The following is a 17,567-nucleotide window of genomic DNA, read 5'->3' as shown; positions in this document are numbered from 1 at the left end:
CCGGGAGGGCCGCTGATCCGTGAAGGCGCTCCGCGTCGCGATCTCGATCCTCGCGGCCGCCGGTGCGACGGTCCTGTTCGGGTCGCTCCGGGCGCCGGTCCTCTCGGCGGTCGACTGGTTCCTGCTCGCGGTCGCCTACCAGGCGGCGTCGGCGAGCTTCGTCCCGGCGACGATCGGCGGCGCGATCGCGGGCCTCGTCGAGGATCTCCTGCTCCATCCGCTCAAGGGCGCGCATGCGTTCTCGAAGGCGTTTCTCGGCTACACGCTCGCGCTCGTCGCCGTGCGGATGGTCTTCGGAGGCTCGATCGTGATCGGCGCGACGCTCGCCGTCGCGGAGCTCGCCGACGGAGCGATCGTCTCCGTTCTCGGCCGGCTCCTCCTCGGCACGCCGTTCGCGGTCACGCCGGCGGACGTCGGCGGGAGCGTCGCCACGGGGTGTGCCGGCGGCCTCCTCTACTGGGCGTGGCGGTTTCCCTGGAAGGAAGAATGGCGGCGCCGGCAGCGGCGGCGCCTGCGGTAGGTCATGGCGAGATCGTCTGAGGATCGCGAGTCCTTCCATCGGATGATCGAGGTCGCGTTCATCGCGGCCGCGTTCTCGTTCGCCGCGATGGCGACCGCGTACTGGTACACCCAGATCGTCCGCGGCGACTACTACTTCCGCCTCTCGGAGAACAACCGGCTCCGCTCGGTCGCCGTCACCGCCGCCCGGGGCGTCATCTACGACCGCCGGGGCGTCGCGCTCGCGGAGAACGAGCCGTCGTACACGCTCTACCTGTACCGCCGGGAGACGAAGAACCTCTCGGCGTCGATCGACACCGCGGTCGCGCTGCTCGGGCTCCCGCGCGAGGACGTCGAGCGGCGCGTCGCGCGCTACCGCACGTACTTCGACTTCGTTCCGATCGCGCTCGCCGAGAACCTGTCGATCGGCGAGGTCGCCGCCATCGAGGCGCGCGGAGCGGAGCATCCCGAGTTCGCGGTCGGCGTCGGACAACGGAGGCTCTACACGAAGTCTTCCGCCGCCGCGCAGACGCTCGGTTATCTCTCCGAGGCGACGCCGAACCAGATCGCCGCCCAGCCCGACCGCTATCGCCCGGGAGTCTCCGTCGGGCAGCGCGGCGTCGAGAGCGCGTATCAGGACCTCCTCGCCGGGCGCGACGGCGAACGGCGGATCATCGTCGACTCCTTCGGCCACGAGACGGCGGAGGAGAGCCGCGTCGACCCCGTGCCCGGCCGGAACCTCACGCTCACGATCGACCAGCGGCTCCAGGACGTCGCCGAGCGGTACTTCCGCGACCGCGTCGGCTCGGCGGTCGCGATGGACCCGAAGACCGGCCAGATCCTCGCGCTCGTCTCGGCCCCGTCGTACGACCCGAACCTCTTCTCGCGGCGGATGACCGGAGCCGAATGGGCGACGCTCGTCGACAATCCGTTCCGTCCGCTCCAGAACCGCGCGATCCAGAACGTCTACTCTCCGGGGTCGGCGTTCAAGGTCTTCCTCGCCGCCGAAGGCCTCGCGGGCGGATACGTCACCCCCGACACGAAGGTGTTCTGCCCCGGCTACGCGACCTTCTACGGCCGGGCCTTCAAGTGCCACAAGAAGGAGGGGCACGGGTGGGTGAACCTCCGGGAGGCGATCCGCGGATCCTGCGACGTCTACTTCTACACGCTCGGCAAGAAGATGGGGATCGAGAAGATCGCCGAGGCGGCCCGCGCGTTCGGGTTCGGCCAGCCGACCGGCCTCGACCTCCCGAACGAGAAGAGCGGCCTCGTGCCCTCGGAAGAGTGGAGCGCGAAGGTGCGCAAAGCTCACTGGTATCCGTCGGAGACGATCTCGGTCGCGATCGGCCAGGGTCCCCTGCTCGTTTCGTCGGTGCAGCTCGCGCGGGGGCTCGCCGGGCTCGTCAACGGCGGCCGGTTCCCGCGGCCCCACCTCTTCCTCTCGGCGCAGGACCCGCAGAGCGGAGCGCGCTTCGAGTACGTCGACGAGGTCGAGCCGCGCATGAAGATCGATCCGTCGATCGTCGAGCAGATCGAGGACGCGATGTGGGCGGTCGTCAACGAGCCGGGGGGGACGGCGTATCTCTCGAAGCTCGCCGGGATCGAGCTGTGCGGGAAGACGGGCTCGGTCCAGGTCGTCGCGCAGAAGGACACGAAGAAAGAGGGTTCGCTCCCCTTCGAAAAGCGCGATCACGCCTGGTTCATCGGCTTCGCGCCGAAGCGCGATCCGAAGATCGTCGTCGCGGTCTTCGTCGAGCACGGCCAGCACGGCGCCTCGGCCGCGGCGCCCCTGGCGCGCGATCTCGTCGCCACGTATTTCGGCGTTCCCGTCCCGCACCCGGCCGAGCCGCCGGAAGCGCCTCCCGCGCCCGCGACGATCGCCGCTGCGCCCGCCGCCGCCGGGTTCCCGGTGCGGCAGGCGGCGGCGCCGGAGGCGCGTGTTCCGCCCCCCTCGATTCCGGAGAGACGCCGGTGAGGGGACTGCTTCGCCGCCGCCGCGTCGACGTCGCGCTCGTCCTGCCGGTCCTCGCCCTCCTCGGGATCGGCCTCCTGCTCGTCACCTCGGCCACCCTCGGCGGCCGTTTCGGGGATCTCGCCGGCCGCCAGGCGCTCTGGATGGCCGTCGGACTGGCGGCGATGCTCGCGATGCTCGCGATCGACTACCGCGTGCTCCTGAAGTTCTCCTTCCCGATCTACGCGGCCTCTCTCGTTCCCCTCGTCTATCTCCTCGCCTTCGGGCACCGGATCGCGCACGTCCGGTCCTGGGTGCGGTTCGGCGGATACCAGTTCCAGCCGGCGGAGGTCGCCAAGGTCGCGACCGCGCTGCTCCTCGCCTACCTCTTCGAGAACGAGCAGGACCGGAGACTGCGGCCGGCCGCGCTCGTGAAGCTCTTCGCGATGGTCCTCTTCCCCTGCCTCCTCGTCTTCCTGCAGCCCGACCTCGGACTGGCGCTGACGTTCATTCCCCTCCTCCTCGTCGGGATGTACTTCGGCCGCATGCGCCGCCGGTGGTGGGCGGTCCTCGCGATCACGTTCGTCGCCTGCTGCGCCGTCGGATGGCTCTTCCTGAAGGGATACCAGAAGCAGAGGATCGCGACGTTCGTCCACCCCGACGCGGACGTGTCCGGCGCGGGATACCAGGTGCGCCAGTCGAAGATCGCCGTGGGATCGGGCGGGCTCGTCGGAAAGGGATACCGGCGCGGCACGCAGAGCCAGCTCCGGTTCCTCCCGGTCCGCCACACGGACTTCATCTTCGCCGTTCTCGCCGAGGAGTTCGGATTCCTCGGCGTGCTCGTCGTGCTGTCGCTCTATGCGGCCGTCGTCCTGCGCGGCCTGCGCCTTTCGCTCCACGCGCGCGACCGGGGCGGAGCGTTCCTCGTGCTGGGACTCACGGCGTGCCTCTTCTTCTCCGTCATGCTGAACACCGGGATGATGATCGGCCTCTTTCCGACGACCGGGATTCCGCTGCCGCTCCTCTCGTACGGCGGATCCTCCGTCGCGACGACGCTCGCCTCGATCGGCCTGATCCTCTCGGTCGAAGCGAGGAGATTCGCCAATGCCTGAGGCGCGGCGGTTCGGCAACGCATGAACGACGTCGTCAAGGAGATCCTCATCGACTGCAGCCCGGCGCAGACCCGCGTCGCGCTGACGGAGAACGGCAAGCCCGCGGAGCTCTTCCTCGAGCGCGCCCGGCGCTCGGGCACCGTCGGCGACATCTACCTCGGCCGGGTGTCGCGCGTCCTTCCCGGGATGCAGGCGGCGTTCGTCGACATCGGGCTCGACAAGGACGCGTTCCTCTATGTCGCCGACGTGCGCGACGACTGGGAGGACGAAGAAGACGTTCCCGACGAGGAGCCGCGGCCCCGTCCGGCGATCTCGATCGACGATCTCCTGAAGGAGGGGCAGGACCTCGTCGTCCAGGTCGTCAAGGAACCGATCGGCGCGAAGGGAGCGCGGGTCTCCACGAACGTCTCGCTCCCCGGGCGGCTCCTCGTCTTCACCCCGTTCTCGCCGCGCGTCGGGATATCGAGGCGCATCGAGGACGAAGCCGAGCGCGAGCGGCTGAAGACGCTGCTCGACGCTTTCCGCGGCGAGGGGGGGTTCATCGCCCGCACGGTGTCGGAAGGCCGCGCCGCCGACGAGTTCGAGAACGACCGGACGTACCTAGCGGCGCTCTGGGAGTCGATCCAGGCGCGCGCCCGGTCCGCCCGCCCGCCGACCCTCCTCCACCGCGAGCAGGACCTCCTCCTTCGTTCGATCCGGGATCTCCTGTCGCGGGACGTCGCGGCGATCCGCGTCAACGATCACGAGGCGTTCGGCCGCGTCGTCGAGTTCGTCAACGCGATGGAGCCGGCGCTCGTTTCCCGCGTGCGCCTGCACAAGCCGAGTCCCCTCTTCTTCGAGGAGTTCGGGATCGAGGCGGAGATCGAGAAGGCGATCAAGTCGAAGGTGTGGCTGAAGTCCGGCGGCTACATCGTGATCAACCCGACCGAGGCCCTCGTGTCGATCGACGTCAACTCGGGGAAGTTCGTCGGGAAGGACAGCCTCGAGGACACGGTGCTCGCCGTCAACCTCGAGGCGGCGCGGGAAATCGTCCGGCAGATCCGCCTCCGGGACCTCGGAGGCATCCTCGTCGTCGATTTCATCGATCTCGAGGACGCGCAGCACCGGCAGCAGCTCTTCGAGACGTTCGAGGCCGAGATGAAGAAGGACCGCGCGAAGTCGAAGATCCTCCAGATCTCCGAATTCGGCCTCGTTCAGATCACGCGCAAGCGCTCCCGGGCTTCGCTCGAACGGGCGCTCACGAAGCCGTGCCCGTCCTGCGGCGGCAACGGGCGCGTCAAGAACGATTACACGGTCGCCCTCGACATCCGCCGCGAGATCATGAAGCTCGCGCGCTCGTTCACGTCGGGAGAGACGATCCTCGTCCGGGTTTCGGGAGACGTCGTCCGCCTGCTCCGCGAGGAGAAACGGATCCTGGACGACGTCGAGCGCGAGCTGGAAGTGTCGATCGTGCTGAGGGAAGACGAGAGCCTGCCTCCCGCGCGATACGAAATCGCGGTCCTGTAAAAGGCGCGGACCATACGCGCGGTTATACGGGTCCGTCGAGGCCGTGCCGCCGAACCCGTCTTCCCGCACGTCTGGCCGCGCCTCAAGTTCGGCGGAACTGAGGGCGCAACCTCCGGGACCCGCGCAGAGCCTCGACGATTGGCCACCACGCCTGCGAAAAAAAGAGGCCCGGGGATTGCTCCCCGGGCCCAGGAAAAGAAGGAACCCTCCCGGGGTTCAAGATTCGCGCCAGTTCGTTTTCCGGAAATAACGAAACCTTCCCGCGCGTTCGACGTAATAACCAGTAACCTTCATTACTCCTCCTCGGCCCCGCAAGAGGCGGGGCCCCTCTTTGTCCGTCAAAAGATGAAGCCCGGATTAAGAAGGCCTCCGCCTCCGCGGTTGTGTCCGTCCCCGAAGACTCGACAGCCGTTCGAGATCGAGGCGCGGTCAGACGGGTTGAAAGACGCGTTCGGGGCGCCCGGCCGGCGGGTGAGGCGTACCGGCGCGTACGTTGATCCCGCCGGCGGACGCCACGGACGCGTATGGCGACCCGTATGGCCGCGCTCGCTACAATTTTCTCGAGAAGTCGGCGACGTCCCTCTTCCACACCACGTCGCCGCAAAACCGGTCTCCCTCCGGGCACACCGGCCGCACTCCGGCCGCGTGGCGGAGCGAGCAGGGCGGGAGGAGCCAGCGGCCGATCCGCGGATTGATCTCGCGGATCTGGAGCGCCTCCTCGCGCGACGCGGCCCAGATCTCTTCCTGGGCGTTGTAGCAGAGACGCATCGCCATCTTGTGGTGGAGGTTCAGGAGATCGGCCGACTCGGTGAACCGGACCGGCACGGCGTTGGGGAGGAGGTACGCGGCGAACTCGTCGGCGACGCCGCGGGCACGGAGGGTCCCGATCGCCTCCCACGTCCGCTCCATCGTCTCCCGGTAGAGGCGGGCGGCTTCCGGCACCTCGCCGATCAGCATCGGGACGACGTAGTCCGGCGCGTCGGATAGGTAGGCGGGAAGCGCCGGCCGCGACGCCGGCGTCATCCGGTGGCGCTGGTCCTGCGAGTCCGCGGTGTGCGAGAGCTTCTTCCGGAACGTCCACGCCGGGTGGAACATCGCCCGGCTGACCTTCCCGTGGGTCGTGAGCGTCAGCGTCTCGCCCAGCAGCCGGTTCTTCGAGGGATCGAGGCAGAGCGCGATCGCATCGTCGTCGCTCATCTCCGAGGCGGGGAGTCCCAGGACCTCGCGGACGGCGGCGGCGAGCACCGCTTCGTTGTTCGCCTTCCAGTCGACGAGCTTCGAGGTCTTGCCCTCGAGCGACGCGTCGAACTCTTCCCGGAACCGAGCGTGGAACGGGGGCCGGCCGGCGACGCTCCGGAACGCCTCGAACTCCGGCGTTTCCTCGAGGGGAATCGGATCCTCGAGCACCGTCGCGTACAGAGGGTCGAGCGCCAGGACTTCCGCGACCATGCGGTCGACGACGTAACGCTGCTCGACCGGGGCGTCGAAAGACTCGCAGAGCCGGCGGTAGCGGAAGAGCGTGATGCCGGAGACCGTGTGGTAGAGGAACGCGAACGTCGCGACCGGAAGGACGTAGCGGGCGATCTCCTGCGCGCGCTTCCCGACCGCTCCCGCGAACCGCTGTGGCCCGTCTCCCCGGAGGCGTCCCGGAAAGAGCCCGAAATACCGCTCGCGGCAGATCGGCACGAGGAGCTCCGTCAGGCGGGCATACGCCTCGTTCTGGAGCCGCGCGGTCCTCTCGAAGAGCTCGCGCGCTTCGCCGGCGAGCGGCGGAACGGCGAAGTTCCCGGCCTTGACCTCCACGTACCTCTGCGAAACCTGCTCGGAGTTGTAGAACGGGTGGCTGTGGAGGAACGTCCAGAGGAACTGTCGCGACACGTTCGAGATCGCGAACTGGAAGTGGGCGTGCTGGAAAGTCGTGTGGTGCCCGGCCTCGTAGATCGACTTCGCGAGGGCGTCGCGCTTCCCGGGATTTCGCGACGCCTGGTCCTCGTCGACGACGCCCTTGCTCGAGTAACACGTCCGGGCGGTCGCGACGACGTTCTCGAAGGGACGCGTGAACGCGTGCGTCAGGCGCACGTGCGGCGCCGGAGAGAGGAAGGCAAACGGGGGATTTTCGGGCGCTCGCACGGTGGACATCGAAGCGACGATTTTACCAGTTCGCCCGACGGCGCGCCGCGTTCGGCCGGCCGGTGCGGCGTAGAATCGAATCATGAAGGCGCCGATCTACATGGACAATCACGCGACGACGCCGATCGATCCGCGGGTGCTCGACGCGATGATGCCCTACCTGACGACGGCTTTCGGGAATGCCGCCTCGCGGAATCACCTCTACGGCTGGGAGGCGGAGGCCGCCGTGGACGAGGCGCGACAGAAGGTCGCCGCGTTCCTCGGCGCAACGGCGGCCGAGATCGTCTTCACCTCCGGCGCGACCGAGTCCGACAACCTCGCGATCCTCGGCGCCGCGCGCCACGCTCGCGAGAAGGGGAACCATATCGTGACGGGCGCGACGGAGCACAAGGCCGTCCTCGACTCCTGCCGCGAGCTCGAGCGCGAGGGCTTCGAGGTGACGGTGCTCGCTCCCGACCGCTTCGGGCAGGTCTCTCCGGCCCAGGTCGAATCCGCGCTCACCGAGCGGACCGTGCTCGTCACGCTGATGCTCGCCAACAACGAAATCGGGACGATCCATCCGCTGCGCGAGATCGCGGCGATCTGCCGCGCCCGCGGGGTGCTCGTCCACACCGACGCGGTGCAGGGAGCGGGAAAGATCCCGTTCGACGTCGAGACCTTCGGCGTGGATCTCGTGTCGATCACCGCGCACAAGATCTACGGGCCGAAGGGATGCGGGGCTCTCTACGTGCGGGGAAGGGCGCCGCGCGTGCGGCTGTCGCCGATGATCCACGGCGGCGGCCACGAGCGCGGGCTGCGTTCGGGAACCCTGAACGTCCCGGGAATCGTGGGGCTCGGCCGCGCCTGCGAGCTCGCGGCGGCGGAGCTCCCGGAAGAGTCCCGGCGCCTCCGCCGCCTGCGCGCGCGTCTGTGGGCGCGAATCTCCGCGCTCGACGACCTGCATCTCAACGGCTATCCGCTGCCGGAGATCGACGCCGACGGGAATCTGGAGGGGCCGGAGTGGCGGATCCCCGGAAACCTGAACGTCTCGTTCGGGGGGGTAGAGGGAGAAGCGCTGATCGCCGGCATTCGCGACGTCGCGGTCTCCTCCGGGGCGGCGTGCACGTCGGCTTCGATCGAGCCCTCGCACGTCCAGAAGGCGATCGGCGTCCCCGACGCGCTCGCCTATTCGGCGATCCGCTTCGGCCTCGGCCGATTCAACACCGAGGACGAAGTCGATTACGCGGCCGGCGAGGTGGTCCGGGCGGTCCGCGAGCTGCGGGCGCAACGCGTGGCCAGCGCGGACCATCCCGGCCGCTAGACACGTGCCGCCGCGACTCGAAAGTCCTTCCCGGGAAGGGCGTCCGTCGTCCCGGCCTCCCGATTGCAGAACGGTTCCGGCGGAGGTCTCGATGTCCGAATATGCCGATCGTCCCGGAAAGATCGTCCCGCCCCGGGAGCCGTCGTCCCCGCGCCGCCCCGAGCCACCGGTCGTGACTCCGCCCCGATCGCCCGAGGTTCCGCCGACCGGTCCGACGCCCCCGATCGGCGACCCCCCGCCGGCGCAGCCGCCGATCCAGGCCGAAGCGTAGCCGCGAAGAGCGCGCTCCCGCCGGAATTTCGTGTATTGTCTTCGGTCCGGGGAAACCCGGCGTCCGGACGCTCGACGGGAACCGGATCCCGGGTGCGCGGCCTATACTGACGCCGTGGACTCGCCCGCCGAATTCCTCATCTACTTCGAAAAGATCCGGGCGCGGACCGAGCGCGTCGCGGTTCTGATCCCGGACGACAGGATCGAGTGGGCGCCCGCCGAAGGAAAGTTCACGCTCGGCGACGTCGTGCGCCACATCGCGGCGACGGAGCGCTGGATGTTCGCCGAGAACGCGATGCGCCGTCCGAGCCGCTACGCGGGCTGCGGACGGGAGCTCGCCGACGGCCGGGACGCCGTGCTCACCTATCTCCGCGACCGCCACCGGGAATCCGTCGCGATCTTCGGGAGCCTCTCGGCCTCGGACCTCGAGGCCCGCTGCGAGACGCCGGGCGGCGCGTCGATCCGCGTCGGCAAGTGGCTGCGGTCGATGATCGAGCACGAGGTGCATCATCGCGGCCAGATCTACCTGATGCTCGGGATGCTCGGGATCGAGACGCCGCCGCTCTACGGGCTGACGTCGGAGGAAGTCCGCGCGAGAAGCGTCGAGTGAGCCCGCTGTTGGCGGCGGGCGCGGTCTCGCCGGGAGCGGCGACCCCCGGGATCTCCTTTTCCCCGTTCGCCGCCGCCGTCCTCTTCCCGGCGTCCGTCGTCGCTTCCGCGATCGGCGCGATGGCGGGAGGCAGCACTCTGATCACGTTTTCCGCGCTCGTGCTGCTCGGCCTCCCGGCCGTCGTCGCCAACGCGACGTCGACGGTCGGAATGCTTCCGACGGGCGCCGGCGCGATGGTCGGACACCTCGAAGACGTTCGCAAGCACCCGCGCTGGATCGCCTCGCTCCTGGTTCCCGGCCTCGCGGGGGGCGCGATCGGCTCGGCGCTCCTGATCGCCACGCCGGAACGCGACTTCGCGCGGATCGCGCCGTGGCTCGTCCTCTTCGCGACGTCGCTCTTCGTCCTGCAGGGCGCGCTCTCGTTCCGGCGGCCCGCGTCCGTCCGCCCGCCGAGCCGGCGCCGCATCGCCTTCGTCGGCGGATTGCTTCTCGTCGTCGCCGTCTACGAAGGGTATTTCGGGGCGGGAAGCGGGATTCTGATCCTCGCCCTGCTCGGTTTCCTGGGCCTCTCCGACATCCACGCCGCCAACGGCCTGAAAGGCTTCTTCGTCACCGCGATCAACGGCGTCGCCTCCGCCTACTTCATCGTCCGCGGCGCCGTCCACTGGCCCTCCGTCGCCGTGATGGTCGCCGGGTCCGCGATCGGCGGTTACGGCGGCGCGCGTCTGGCGCGGCGGATCGGAAGAGGTCCCGCGCGATGGACCGTCGTCGCGGTCGGCCTCACGATGACCGTCGCGCTGCTGCTGCGAGGCGAAAGGCTGTAGCCATCAAAAGAACCGAAAACCGAATCCGAAATCGGAAACGACTCGAATCCCGGATGTCGAACGCTCGCAAACGGGCTTCCCGGCCGCGCCTTTTCGGTCAGAGATGAGGCGCGGCCAGACGGGTTGAAAGACGCGTTCGGGGCGCGGACGCGCATGGCAGCCCGTATGGTCCGCGCTTGCAATACCTGAACTTCCCTTCCTGTTCTCCGTTATTACCACTATGACGACCACGGTCCTCGCCGCGCGCGGTCTCCGCAAGGTCTACCGCTCGATCACCGCGCTCGACGGGATCGATCTCGAAGTCCATTCCGGCGAGCTGTTTGGGCTGCTGGGCCCGAACGGCGCCGGCAAGACCACGACCGTCAAGATCCTCCTCGGCCTGACGCGCGCGACCTCGGGCGACGCGTCGATCCACGGAATCCCCGTGTCGGACCCCGAGAGCCGGCGGCGCGTCGGATATCTCCCGGAAGGACATCGTTTTCCGGGATACCTCACGGCCCGCGAGACCCTCTCCGTTTTCGGCCGCATGTCGGGACTGGACTCCCCGACGCTCGCGCGGCGCATTCCGGAGCTTCTCGCGCGGGTCCGCCTGGAGAAATGGGCGGGCGTGCGGGTGAAGAAATTCTCCAAGGGCATGGTCCAGCGGCTCGGGCTCGCCGCGGCGCTCGTCCACGATCCGGACGTCCTGCTCCTCGACGAGCCCACCGACGGGGTGGATCCGGTCGGCCGCCGGGAAATCCGCGATCTCCTCCAGGAGGAGGCCGGACGCGGAAAGGCCGTGCTCGTCAATTCCCACCTCCTCTCCGAGATCGAGCTCACCTGCTCGCGCGTCGCGATCCTCCGCGCCGGAAAGATCGCCGCGCAGGGCACCGTCGAGGAGCTCACGCGCCGCGAATCCCGCTGGCGCATGGCCGCGGCTCCCGTCGACGAGGCGCTCCTCGCGGCCTTCCGCGAGACGGGCGCCGGCGTCGAGCGGCAGAACGGACACCTCCTGCTTTCGGTCCGGGACCTCGATCACGTCAACGCGCTCGTCGACCGCCTCCGCACCCGCGGCGCGAACCTCCTCGAGCTCGCGCCGCTCAAGTCGAGCCTCGAAGACGTCTTCGTCGGGCTGTTCCGCCCCGCCGACGAGCCCGCCGGAGCCCCCGCCGCCGCGGCGCCGGAGGAGAACCGATGAGAACGCTCGCCGCCAACGTCGAGGACGTCTTTCGCGAGGCCGCGGCGCGGTGGACGCTCGTCGCCTACTTCGTGCTCTCTTCCCTGTTCATCCTGATCTTCGCCTTCGCCGTCAATCTCGACATCGTCAACGGCGCGCTCGCGGGAGCGAAGCTCTTCGGGCAGTCGGTGCAGATGGGAGGAGAGCGCGTCGACCTCGACCGGCTCGTCATCGGATTCGAATCGGGGTTCTCCGCGTTCCTCTACGTCATCGGAACGTTCCTCGCGATCTTCGCGACGGCGCACCTGACGCCGCGCCTCCAGGAGAAGGGAACGATCGACCTCTACCTCTCGCGGCCGACCGGCCGCGTCCGCCTCCTCGCGTCGCGTTACGTGGCCGGGATGCTGCTCGCGGCCGCGAACGTCGTCTATCTCGTCGGCGCGATCTGGGCGATCGTGGCGTGGAAGACGAAGGTCATGCACCCGCGGTTCTTTCTCGCGGCGCTCGTGATCCTGCTGACGATCGCGGTCTTGATGGCGTTCTCGTTCTGCATCGGCGTCGTGACCTCCTCGACCGGCGTCTCGATCATGGCGACCTACGCGATCTTCTTCCTCTCGACGATCTTCGCGGGCCACGAGAAGATCGAGGCGGCGATGGCGCACGAGTGGCAGGCGGCGATCGTGCGGGGGCTCTACTGGACGCTCCCGAAAGTCGTCGAGCTCGGCCGCGCCGCCATCGCGCTCGTCGGCGGCCGCGCCGTGCCGCACGAGGTGACGGGCTCGATTTCCGCTCTTTCCTTCGGAACGACGGCGGCCTTCGGGCTCGCCTGTTTCCTGCTCGCCTCATGGCTCTTCCAGAGAAAGGATTTCTGATGAAACGCCTCGCCCTTCTCCTCTGCGCTTTCGTCCCCGCTTTCGCGGGCGCCGTTTCGGCGGCGCCCGCGGCGCCGCCCGCCGACGGGCTCGCCCTCGTGCCTTCGGACGCCCTCGCGGTCGGCGAGGTCCGATTCGACCGGCTGAAATCGAGCGCGGTCTCGGCCGACCTGTTCCACGAGACCGATGCGGTTTCGGCCGACGGAAAGGCCGCGCGGTTCCTGAACGACGCCGGCCTCGATCCGAAGAAGGACGTCGACTCCGCCGTCTTCTCGCTCACCGCCGCCGGGACCGGCGATCCGGGACCGCTCGTCGTCTTCGAGGGACGCTTCCACCCCGACGCTCTCGCCGCGGCGACCGCGTCGCGGGGAGCGGTGCGCATCGACGCCGCCCCCTTCCCGTATTACCGGCTTCCGGCCCACGCGGGAGAGCACGCGCACGACTCCGGCGCGGTGGCCTTCGTCTCGTCGACGCTCGTGATCGCGGGAAGCGAACCGGCGCTTCTCCACGCGCTCGACGCGTATGCGGCCGGGTCGGCCGGCCTCCCGCCGCACTCCTTCGTTTCCGACGCTCTCGGCCGCGTCGATACGCGTTCGGCCGCCTGGGCGATCGTCGACGCCGCCCGGATCCAGCGGATCCATCCTTCCTCGGCCCGCGAAGGCGGAGACAGCCCGGCGGCGCAGCTCGCGGGAGCGCTCCGGTCCCTGTCGCTGGTGACGTTCCAGGCGGACGTCTCCGGTTCGGCCGTGTCGATCTCGGCGACGGGCGTCGCTTCCGACGAGGAGACGCGGCAGAACCTCGAGGACGTCCTCCGCGGGATGCTCGCGGCGTGGCGCATGTCGGCGCAGTCGAAGAACCCCGAGCTCGTGTCGGCGATCCGCAGGATCAAGGTGAGCCGCACCGACGACGGCGTCACGATCTCCGGGGACGTGCCGGCTTCCGCGTTCGCGAAGAAGAGCGGCGCGAAGTAACCGCGGATCGCCGCGCCGGCAGGCTAGAATCTTCCCTCCGGGGCCGTCCCGGAGGGAGGTTCTCATGCGTCTTCGTCCCCTCGCGCTCCTCGGCGCCGCTCTGGCCCTCGTCCTGGCGCCCTTCGCCGCCCGCGCGGCCGACGAGCCGCCCAAGCCGCCGGACTCGCTGCCCGCCGTCACGGCCATGACGACGTGGCTCCACGTCATCGACGAAGGAAAGTACGGACAGTCCTGGGACGACGCGTCGAAGCTCTTCCAGGGCGCCGTGTCCCGACAGCGATGGGTGGACGCGATGAACGGCGGGAGGAAACCGATGGGCGACCTCGGCAAACGCACCCTGAAATCCGCCGACTTCCGGAGGTCGCTGCCGGGCGCGCCGGACGGCGAGTACTTCGTGATCCAGTTCCACGCCTCCTACGCGGCCAAGGCCGATGCCGTCGAGACCGTCACGGCCGTTCGCGAGGGGAGCGACTGGAAGGCGGCTGGATACTTCATCAAATGACGCCGGAGCGGGGCACCGAGGAATGGCGCATCCCGCAGGAATCCGCGTCGTGGTGCGACGTTTCCCTTCCGGAGCGGCCCGCCGCGCCGCTCCTCGTCGCGCTGCACGGCTACGGGGGCAGCAAGAGGTCCATGGGACGGCTCGTCCGGCCCGCGGTTCCCGACGGCTTCGCGCTGGTCTGCCTTCAGGGTCCTCACCCGCATCTCATCCGCCCCGAAGACCGGTCGAAGCCGCTCGGCGTCGGTTTCGGGTGGATCTCGAACTGGAAGCCGGACGAGTCGATCGCGCTCCACCACGCGGCGATCGACGCGATCGTGGCGCGGCTCGCCGCGGGGCGCCGGATCGATCCCGGGGCGGTCTTCCTCCTCGGATTCTCGCAATCGGTCGCGCTCAATTTCCGTTACGCCTTCACGTATCCCGGGAGGGTCCGGGGCGTGATCGCGATCGCCGGAGGGATTCCGGGAGACTGGAGCGATTCCCCCCGGTACGGCGACGCGGCCCTCGACGTGCTCTACCTCGCCGGGCGTTCGGACGAGTTCTATCCGCCGGAGACGATCGCCCGGAATGCCGCGGCGCTCGAGAGTCGCGGCGCGAACGTCACGCGTGAGGTGCTCGAGACCGGGCACGACTTCCCCGCCGAAGCGCTGCCGCTCGTCCGAGGCTGGCTCGAGGCGCGGGTCTCGCGCGCCGCGCCGGAGAACTGAGCTCCTGGCCGCCGTCCTCTCCCACGCGCTGACGGCGACGGCGATCGCAGCGGTTCTCCGGCCGACGAAGAGACCTCCCGCGCGATACTGGGTCGCCGCGGCCGCGATCGCGGTCGTGCCGGACGTCGATATCAGCTTCGTGTGGATGGGAGCCCGCTATCGAGGGATGTTCGGGCACCGCGGGATCACCCACTCCGTCGCGTTCGCGGTCGCCGCGTCGGCGGCGCTCCTCTTCTTCCTGTTCCGCAACGACCCGCCGGACTTCCGCGCGCGCGCCGGCGCGGCCCTCCTGCTCGCCGGGCTTTCGCACGGATTCCTCGACGCGTCGATGGCGAGCGGCGTCGGCGTCGCCGTCCTCGCGCCGTTCTCGGCGACCCGATATCACTCCTTGTTCCGCCCGATCCGGGTCACGCCGCCGACCGGAAATCCCTGGCTCGATCCGGGCGGGATTCGCGTGACGAACAGCGAGATCGCCTGGCTCTGGATCCCCTCGCTCGCCGTGATCTTCGCCGCGCTGAGGTTGCGGAGGCCGGCCGGGCGGCCGAACACAACGGGAAAACCGGCCGCCTGAAGCAGATCGGGCGCCTTTCGGCGCCCGATCGGAATGCCGCGGCGAGCTGGGGTCAGAAGACGCGGCCGCCCGCGATGTCAGCGGAAACCGAGTGGCCGCAGTTGTCGTGCCCGGTGTAGCTCCCGTTGAGATGATTTCCGTCCGCCGCGAGGGTCATCGATCCCGTGCCCGTCATCGGCCCCGAGCAGGCGGTGATCTGCGTGATCGAGAAGGCGACCACCCCCTGGCTGTCGACCGTGCCCGCGATCTGCATCCCCCACTCGACCTGCTCGGAACCGTAGTTGTAGGTTCCGTAGAGGGTGCCCGACGCGTTCGAGCCGGAGGTCACCAGGGTCATCCGGCCCGGGGCATGCGTGTTCTTGGGCGGTACACCCGATCCGGAGCTCGCCGTGATCGTGAACGTCAGGTTCCACGTCCCGTCCACGGTCGGAACCGGCGTCTGCACGGGACGAGCCTCGTGCATCTCGAATCCCGAGGGGTCCTTGGTGGTCTGGTCGATGATCGCCCCGATGCCCTGGATGGCCGAGAGCCCGTTCACGACTTCCGCCTTGACGATGATCGTGTCGTCCTCCGTCGGCGGGTTGACTCCCATGTACTTGACGACGTCGGAAACCCCGACGGTCTGGAACGGCGCGAGCTGGACGGTACGGACGACTCCGGTCTCCTGGCACGTCGTCGTCGAGTAGGCGGTCAGCCGGACGTCGATCGTGTCGCCGACGAGCTGGCTCTGGTCGTTGACGTAGCCGACGTTGTTCAGGAACATGTTGGAGTAGAGCTGGGGCGTGCCCGACAATCCGCGGCTGTCCCGAAACACCCCGTAGAGCGTGCGGGGCTCGTTGCGTCCGATGTCGTTGCTGTTCAGGGACACGCCGATCGTCCCCCCGGCCATCGTTCCGCCGGCCGATCCGACCTCGCTGTAGAAGCGGGCCTGCATCGCTCCCTGACCCGTTCCGAACCCCTGGAAGACGACGAATCCCGAGCCGAGGAATCCGTCCGTGAGGAGCGAGGCGGGGAGGAATTGCTGATCGACGAGGTCGGCGACGATGTCGTCGGTGTGAAAGTTCGTCATTCCCTTCATCAACTCGTCGGTGTCGTCGTTGGTGATGTTGCCGTAGGCCGAGATCGTCTCGCCGGTGTGGAGATTTCTCCCGTGGATCCAGAACGTCACGAGCGTCGCGGCGTCGGTGTTGTTCTGGATGTCGACGGACGTGCGGAACAGGATGTCGTCGGCGCCGAGGAGACGCCCGATCAGGGGCATGTTGCGGGGAACGCCCGACGCCACCGCGGCGTTCGGACCGATCAGCACCCCGGGTTCGCCGCCGGACGCCCGGCGGAATCGGGCCTGGGCCGCGGCCGACGACGCCAGGACGAGGACCATGATCACGCCGGAAACGGCGCCTCGAAGCATGGATTTCATGAGACTCACTCCTTCTCGAGAACGCACCCACGCTACGCCGAGAGCCATCGCGGCGCCTGATCCAGGAAAATCACGGCGCTCGTCGGCAATCCCTTTGCGACGTTTGCGCTCCCCTTTTCGTAGAATGCTCCGCGATGACCGGGCCCGGCTCCTACGACGTCGCGCGGGCCAACCGCGACCGCTCCTCCGAAGTCGATCGGCTGCGCCTCCAGGCGGCCCTCGCCTGGAAGAGCGAGTCGCGGGCGCTCGAAAGCGCCGGACTCTCCGACGGCCAGGAGGTCGTCGAGCTCGGGAGCGGCCCGGGCTTCTACACGGGCCAGATCCTCGATCGCTGGCCCGCCGCTCGAATCACCTGCGTCGATCGTGACGCATCGCTGTTCGCCGATGCCCGGGCTCATCTCGCCGGCAGGGGTCTGGATCGCGTGACGTTCGTCCACGGCTCCGCGGACGCGACCGGCCTTCCCGCCGACCGATTCGACTTCGGCGTCGCGCGGCTCCTCTTCCAGCACCTCCCCGACCCCGCCTCCGCGGCGGCCGAGGCGTTCCGGATCGTGAGGCCGGGCGGCTCGTTCGCCGTGATCGACGCCGACGACGACCTGCTCGCGATCTTCGATCCGCCGATCCCCGGGTTCGCCGAGCTCGAAAAGACGATGGCCGCGGTCCAGGCGCGGGCGGGTGGGAACCGCCGCATCGGCCGGCGGCTCTGGAAGATCCTTTCGAATGCGGGGTTTTCCGACGTGACGGTCGCGACCGCGGTCGCGCACAGCGACGAGCAGGGAATCGAGCCCTTCCGCCGCCAGTTCGACATCGGAATGCTCACCCCGCTCGTCCGCGCGGGAGCGATGACGGAGGAGATGCTGAAGGGACTGGAAGCCGCGGCGGCGGCCTACTGGCAGAACCCCGACGTGTTCGTGATGCTGAACTATTTCGTGGTCTCCGGCCGGAAACCCTCGGCTTAGCGCGCAGGCGCGTCCATACATCGAGCGAATACGCGCGTCCTCGACCGCCGTGCCCCTCCGACGTACGCCGCGGTACGCCTGCGGGGTCCGGCGGTCTGTGGGTGCGCGTCTCGCTCGCGTCTCGCGCCGCTTCAAGGTTCCGGCGAGAACCTTCGGCGCGTGCCGCCCGCGCTCTTCCTGCGGAGTGCCGGCATCGGTACGCCTCGGTCGCCGC

At 69.0% G+C, this 17,567-nt stretch carries 16 protein-coding genes; 14 read left to right on the top strand and 2 right to left on the bottom strand.

Annotated features, from left to right (window positions below):
* The first annotated feature begins 19 nt into the window (after window positions 1–19).
* The 4 genes from VFS34_00195 to VFS34_00180 are packed head-to-tail and all read left to right on the top strand — an operon-like array spanning window position 20 to window position 5,067.
* Window positions 20–520 carry a hypothetical protein gene (locus VFS34_00195; protein ID HET9792852.1) on the top strand — a complete coding sequence of 167 codons (501 nt, stop codon included), beginning with the start codon at window positions 20–22 and terminating at the stop codon, window positions 518–520.
* A gap of 3 nt (window positions 521–523) precedes the next feature.
* Window positions 524–2,473: a penicillin-binding protein 2 gene (gene mrdA / locus VFS34_00190; GenBank protein HET9792851.1), complete on the top strand. Its 1,950-nt coding sequence runs from the start codon at window positions 524–526 to the stop codon at window positions 2,471–2,473.
* Window positions 2,470–3,561: a rod shape-determining protein RodA gene (gene rodA / locus VFS34_00185; GenBank protein HET9792850.1), complete on the top strand. Its 1,092-nt coding sequence runs from the start codon at window positions 2,470–2,472 to the stop codon at window positions 3,559–3,561. Before mrdA ends, rodA begins: the two co-directional genes overlap by 4 nt.
* 21 nt (window positions 3,562–3,582) lie before the next feature.
* Entirely contained in the window at window positions 3,583–5,067 is a 1,485-nt protein-coding gene (locus VFS34_00180) for an Rne/Rng family ribonuclease (GenBank protein ID HET9792849.1), read from the top strand.
* Between the two features lie 549 nt (window positions 5,068–5,616).
* Here VFS34_00180 and VFS34_00175 read toward each other — a convergent pair.
* Window positions 5,617–7,206 carry an FAD-dependent thymidylate synthase gene (locus VFS34_00175; protein ID HET9792848.1) on the bottom strand — a complete coding sequence of 530 codons (1,590 nt, stop codon included), beginning with the start codon at window positions 7,204–7,206 and terminating at the stop codon, window positions 5,617–5,619.
* Window positions 7,207–7,279: 73 nt separating this feature from the next.
* On the opposite strand from VFS34_00175, the gene VFS34_00170 reads away from it, so the two are divergent.
* The 9 genes from VFS34_00170 (at window position 7,280) to VFS34_00130 (ending at window position 14,977) form a co-directional block, all read left to right on the top strand.
* Window positions 7,280–8,497: an aminotransferase class V-fold PLP-dependent enzyme gene (locus VFS34_00170; protein ID HET9792847.1), complete on the top strand. Its 1,218-nt coding sequence runs from the start codon at window positions 7,280–7,282 to the stop codon at window positions 8,495–8,497.
* A 385-nt stretch (window positions 8,498–8,882) separates the two neighbouring features.
* Window positions 8,883–9,377, top strand: coding sequence for a DinB family protein (locus VFS34_00165; protein ID HET9792846.1), 495 nt, complete (start codon window positions 8,883–8,885; stop codon window positions 9,375–9,377).
* Window positions 9,374–10,201, top strand: coding sequence for a sulfite exporter TauE/SafE family protein (locus tag VFS34_00160; GenBank protein HET9792845.1), 828 nt, complete (start codon window positions 9,374–9,376; stop codon window positions 10,199–10,201). Before VFS34_00165 ends, VFS34_00160 begins: the two co-directional genes overlap by 4 nt.
* Before the next feature lie 220 nt (window positions 10,202–10,421).
* On the top strand, window positions 10,422–11,378 hold the full coding sequence (locus VFS34_00155) for an ABC transporter ATP-binding protein (protein ID HET9792844.1): 957 nt from the start codon (window positions 10,422–10,424) through the stop codon (window positions 11,376–11,378).
* Window positions 11,375–12,229, top strand: a complete 855-nt coding sequence (locus VFS34_00150) for an ABC transporter permease subunit (GenBank protein HET9792843.1) — start codon at window positions 11,375–11,377, stop codon at window positions 12,227–12,229. The genes VFS34_00155 and VFS34_00150 overlap by 4 nt, the downstream gene beginning before the upstream one ends.
* Entirely contained in the window at window positions 12,229–13,200 is a 972-nt protein-coding gene (locus tag VFS34_00145; GenBank protein ID HET9792842.1) for a hypothetical protein, read from the top strand. Before VFS34_00150 ends, VFS34_00145 begins: the two co-directional genes overlap by 1 nt.
* A gap of 64 nt (window positions 13,201–13,264) precedes the next feature.
* Window positions 13,265–13,702: a DUF4019 domain-containing protein gene (locus tag VFS34_00140; protein HET9792841.1), complete on the top strand. Its 438-nt coding sequence runs from the start codon at window positions 13,265–13,267 to the stop codon at window positions 13,700–13,702.
* A complete protein-coding gene (locus VFS34_00135; protein ID HET9792840.1) occupies window positions 13,699–14,406 on the top strand; it encodes a hypothetical protein in 708 nt (235 codons plus the stop codon). Before VFS34_00140 ends, VFS34_00135 begins: the two co-directional genes overlap by 4 nt.
* Window positions 14,306–14,977 (top strand): metal-dependent hydrolase, encoded by a 672-nt coding sequence (locus VFS34_00130; protein HET9792839.1) that lies wholly within the window; start codon window positions 14,306–14,308, stop codon window positions 14,975–14,977. The genes VFS34_00135 and VFS34_00130 overlap by 101 nt, the downstream gene beginning before the upstream one ends.
* Window positions 14,978–15,029: 52 nt before the next feature.
* On the opposite strand, the gene VFS34_00125 is transcribed toward VFS34_00130, so the two are convergent.
* A complete protein-coding gene (locus VFS34_00125) occupies window positions 15,030–16,394 on the bottom strand; it encodes a hypothetical protein (protein HET9792838.1) in 1,365 nt (454 codons plus the stop codon).
* A 134-nt stretch (window positions 16,395–16,528) separates the two neighbouring features.
* Here VFS34_00125 and VFS34_00120 point away from each other — a divergent pair, with 134 nt between their 5' ends.
* Window positions 16,529–17,353 carry a methyltransferase domain-containing protein gene (locus VFS34_00120; protein ID HET9792837.1) on the top strand — a complete coding sequence of 275 codons (825 nt, stop codon included), beginning with the start codon at window positions 16,529–16,531 and terminating at the stop codon, window positions 17,351–17,353.
* The last annotated feature ends 214 nt before the right edge of the window (window positions 17,354–17,567 follow it).

The sequence above is a fragment of the Thermoanaerobaculia bacterium genome (genome assembly GCA_035717485.1).
Taxonomy (GTDB): domain Bacteria; phylum Acidobacteriota; class Thermoanaerobaculia; order UBA5066; family DATFVB01; genus DATFVB01.
The sequence above is the reverse complement of the archived record's forward strand: the minus strand, read 5'-3'. Positions and strand labels throughout refer to the sequence as shown.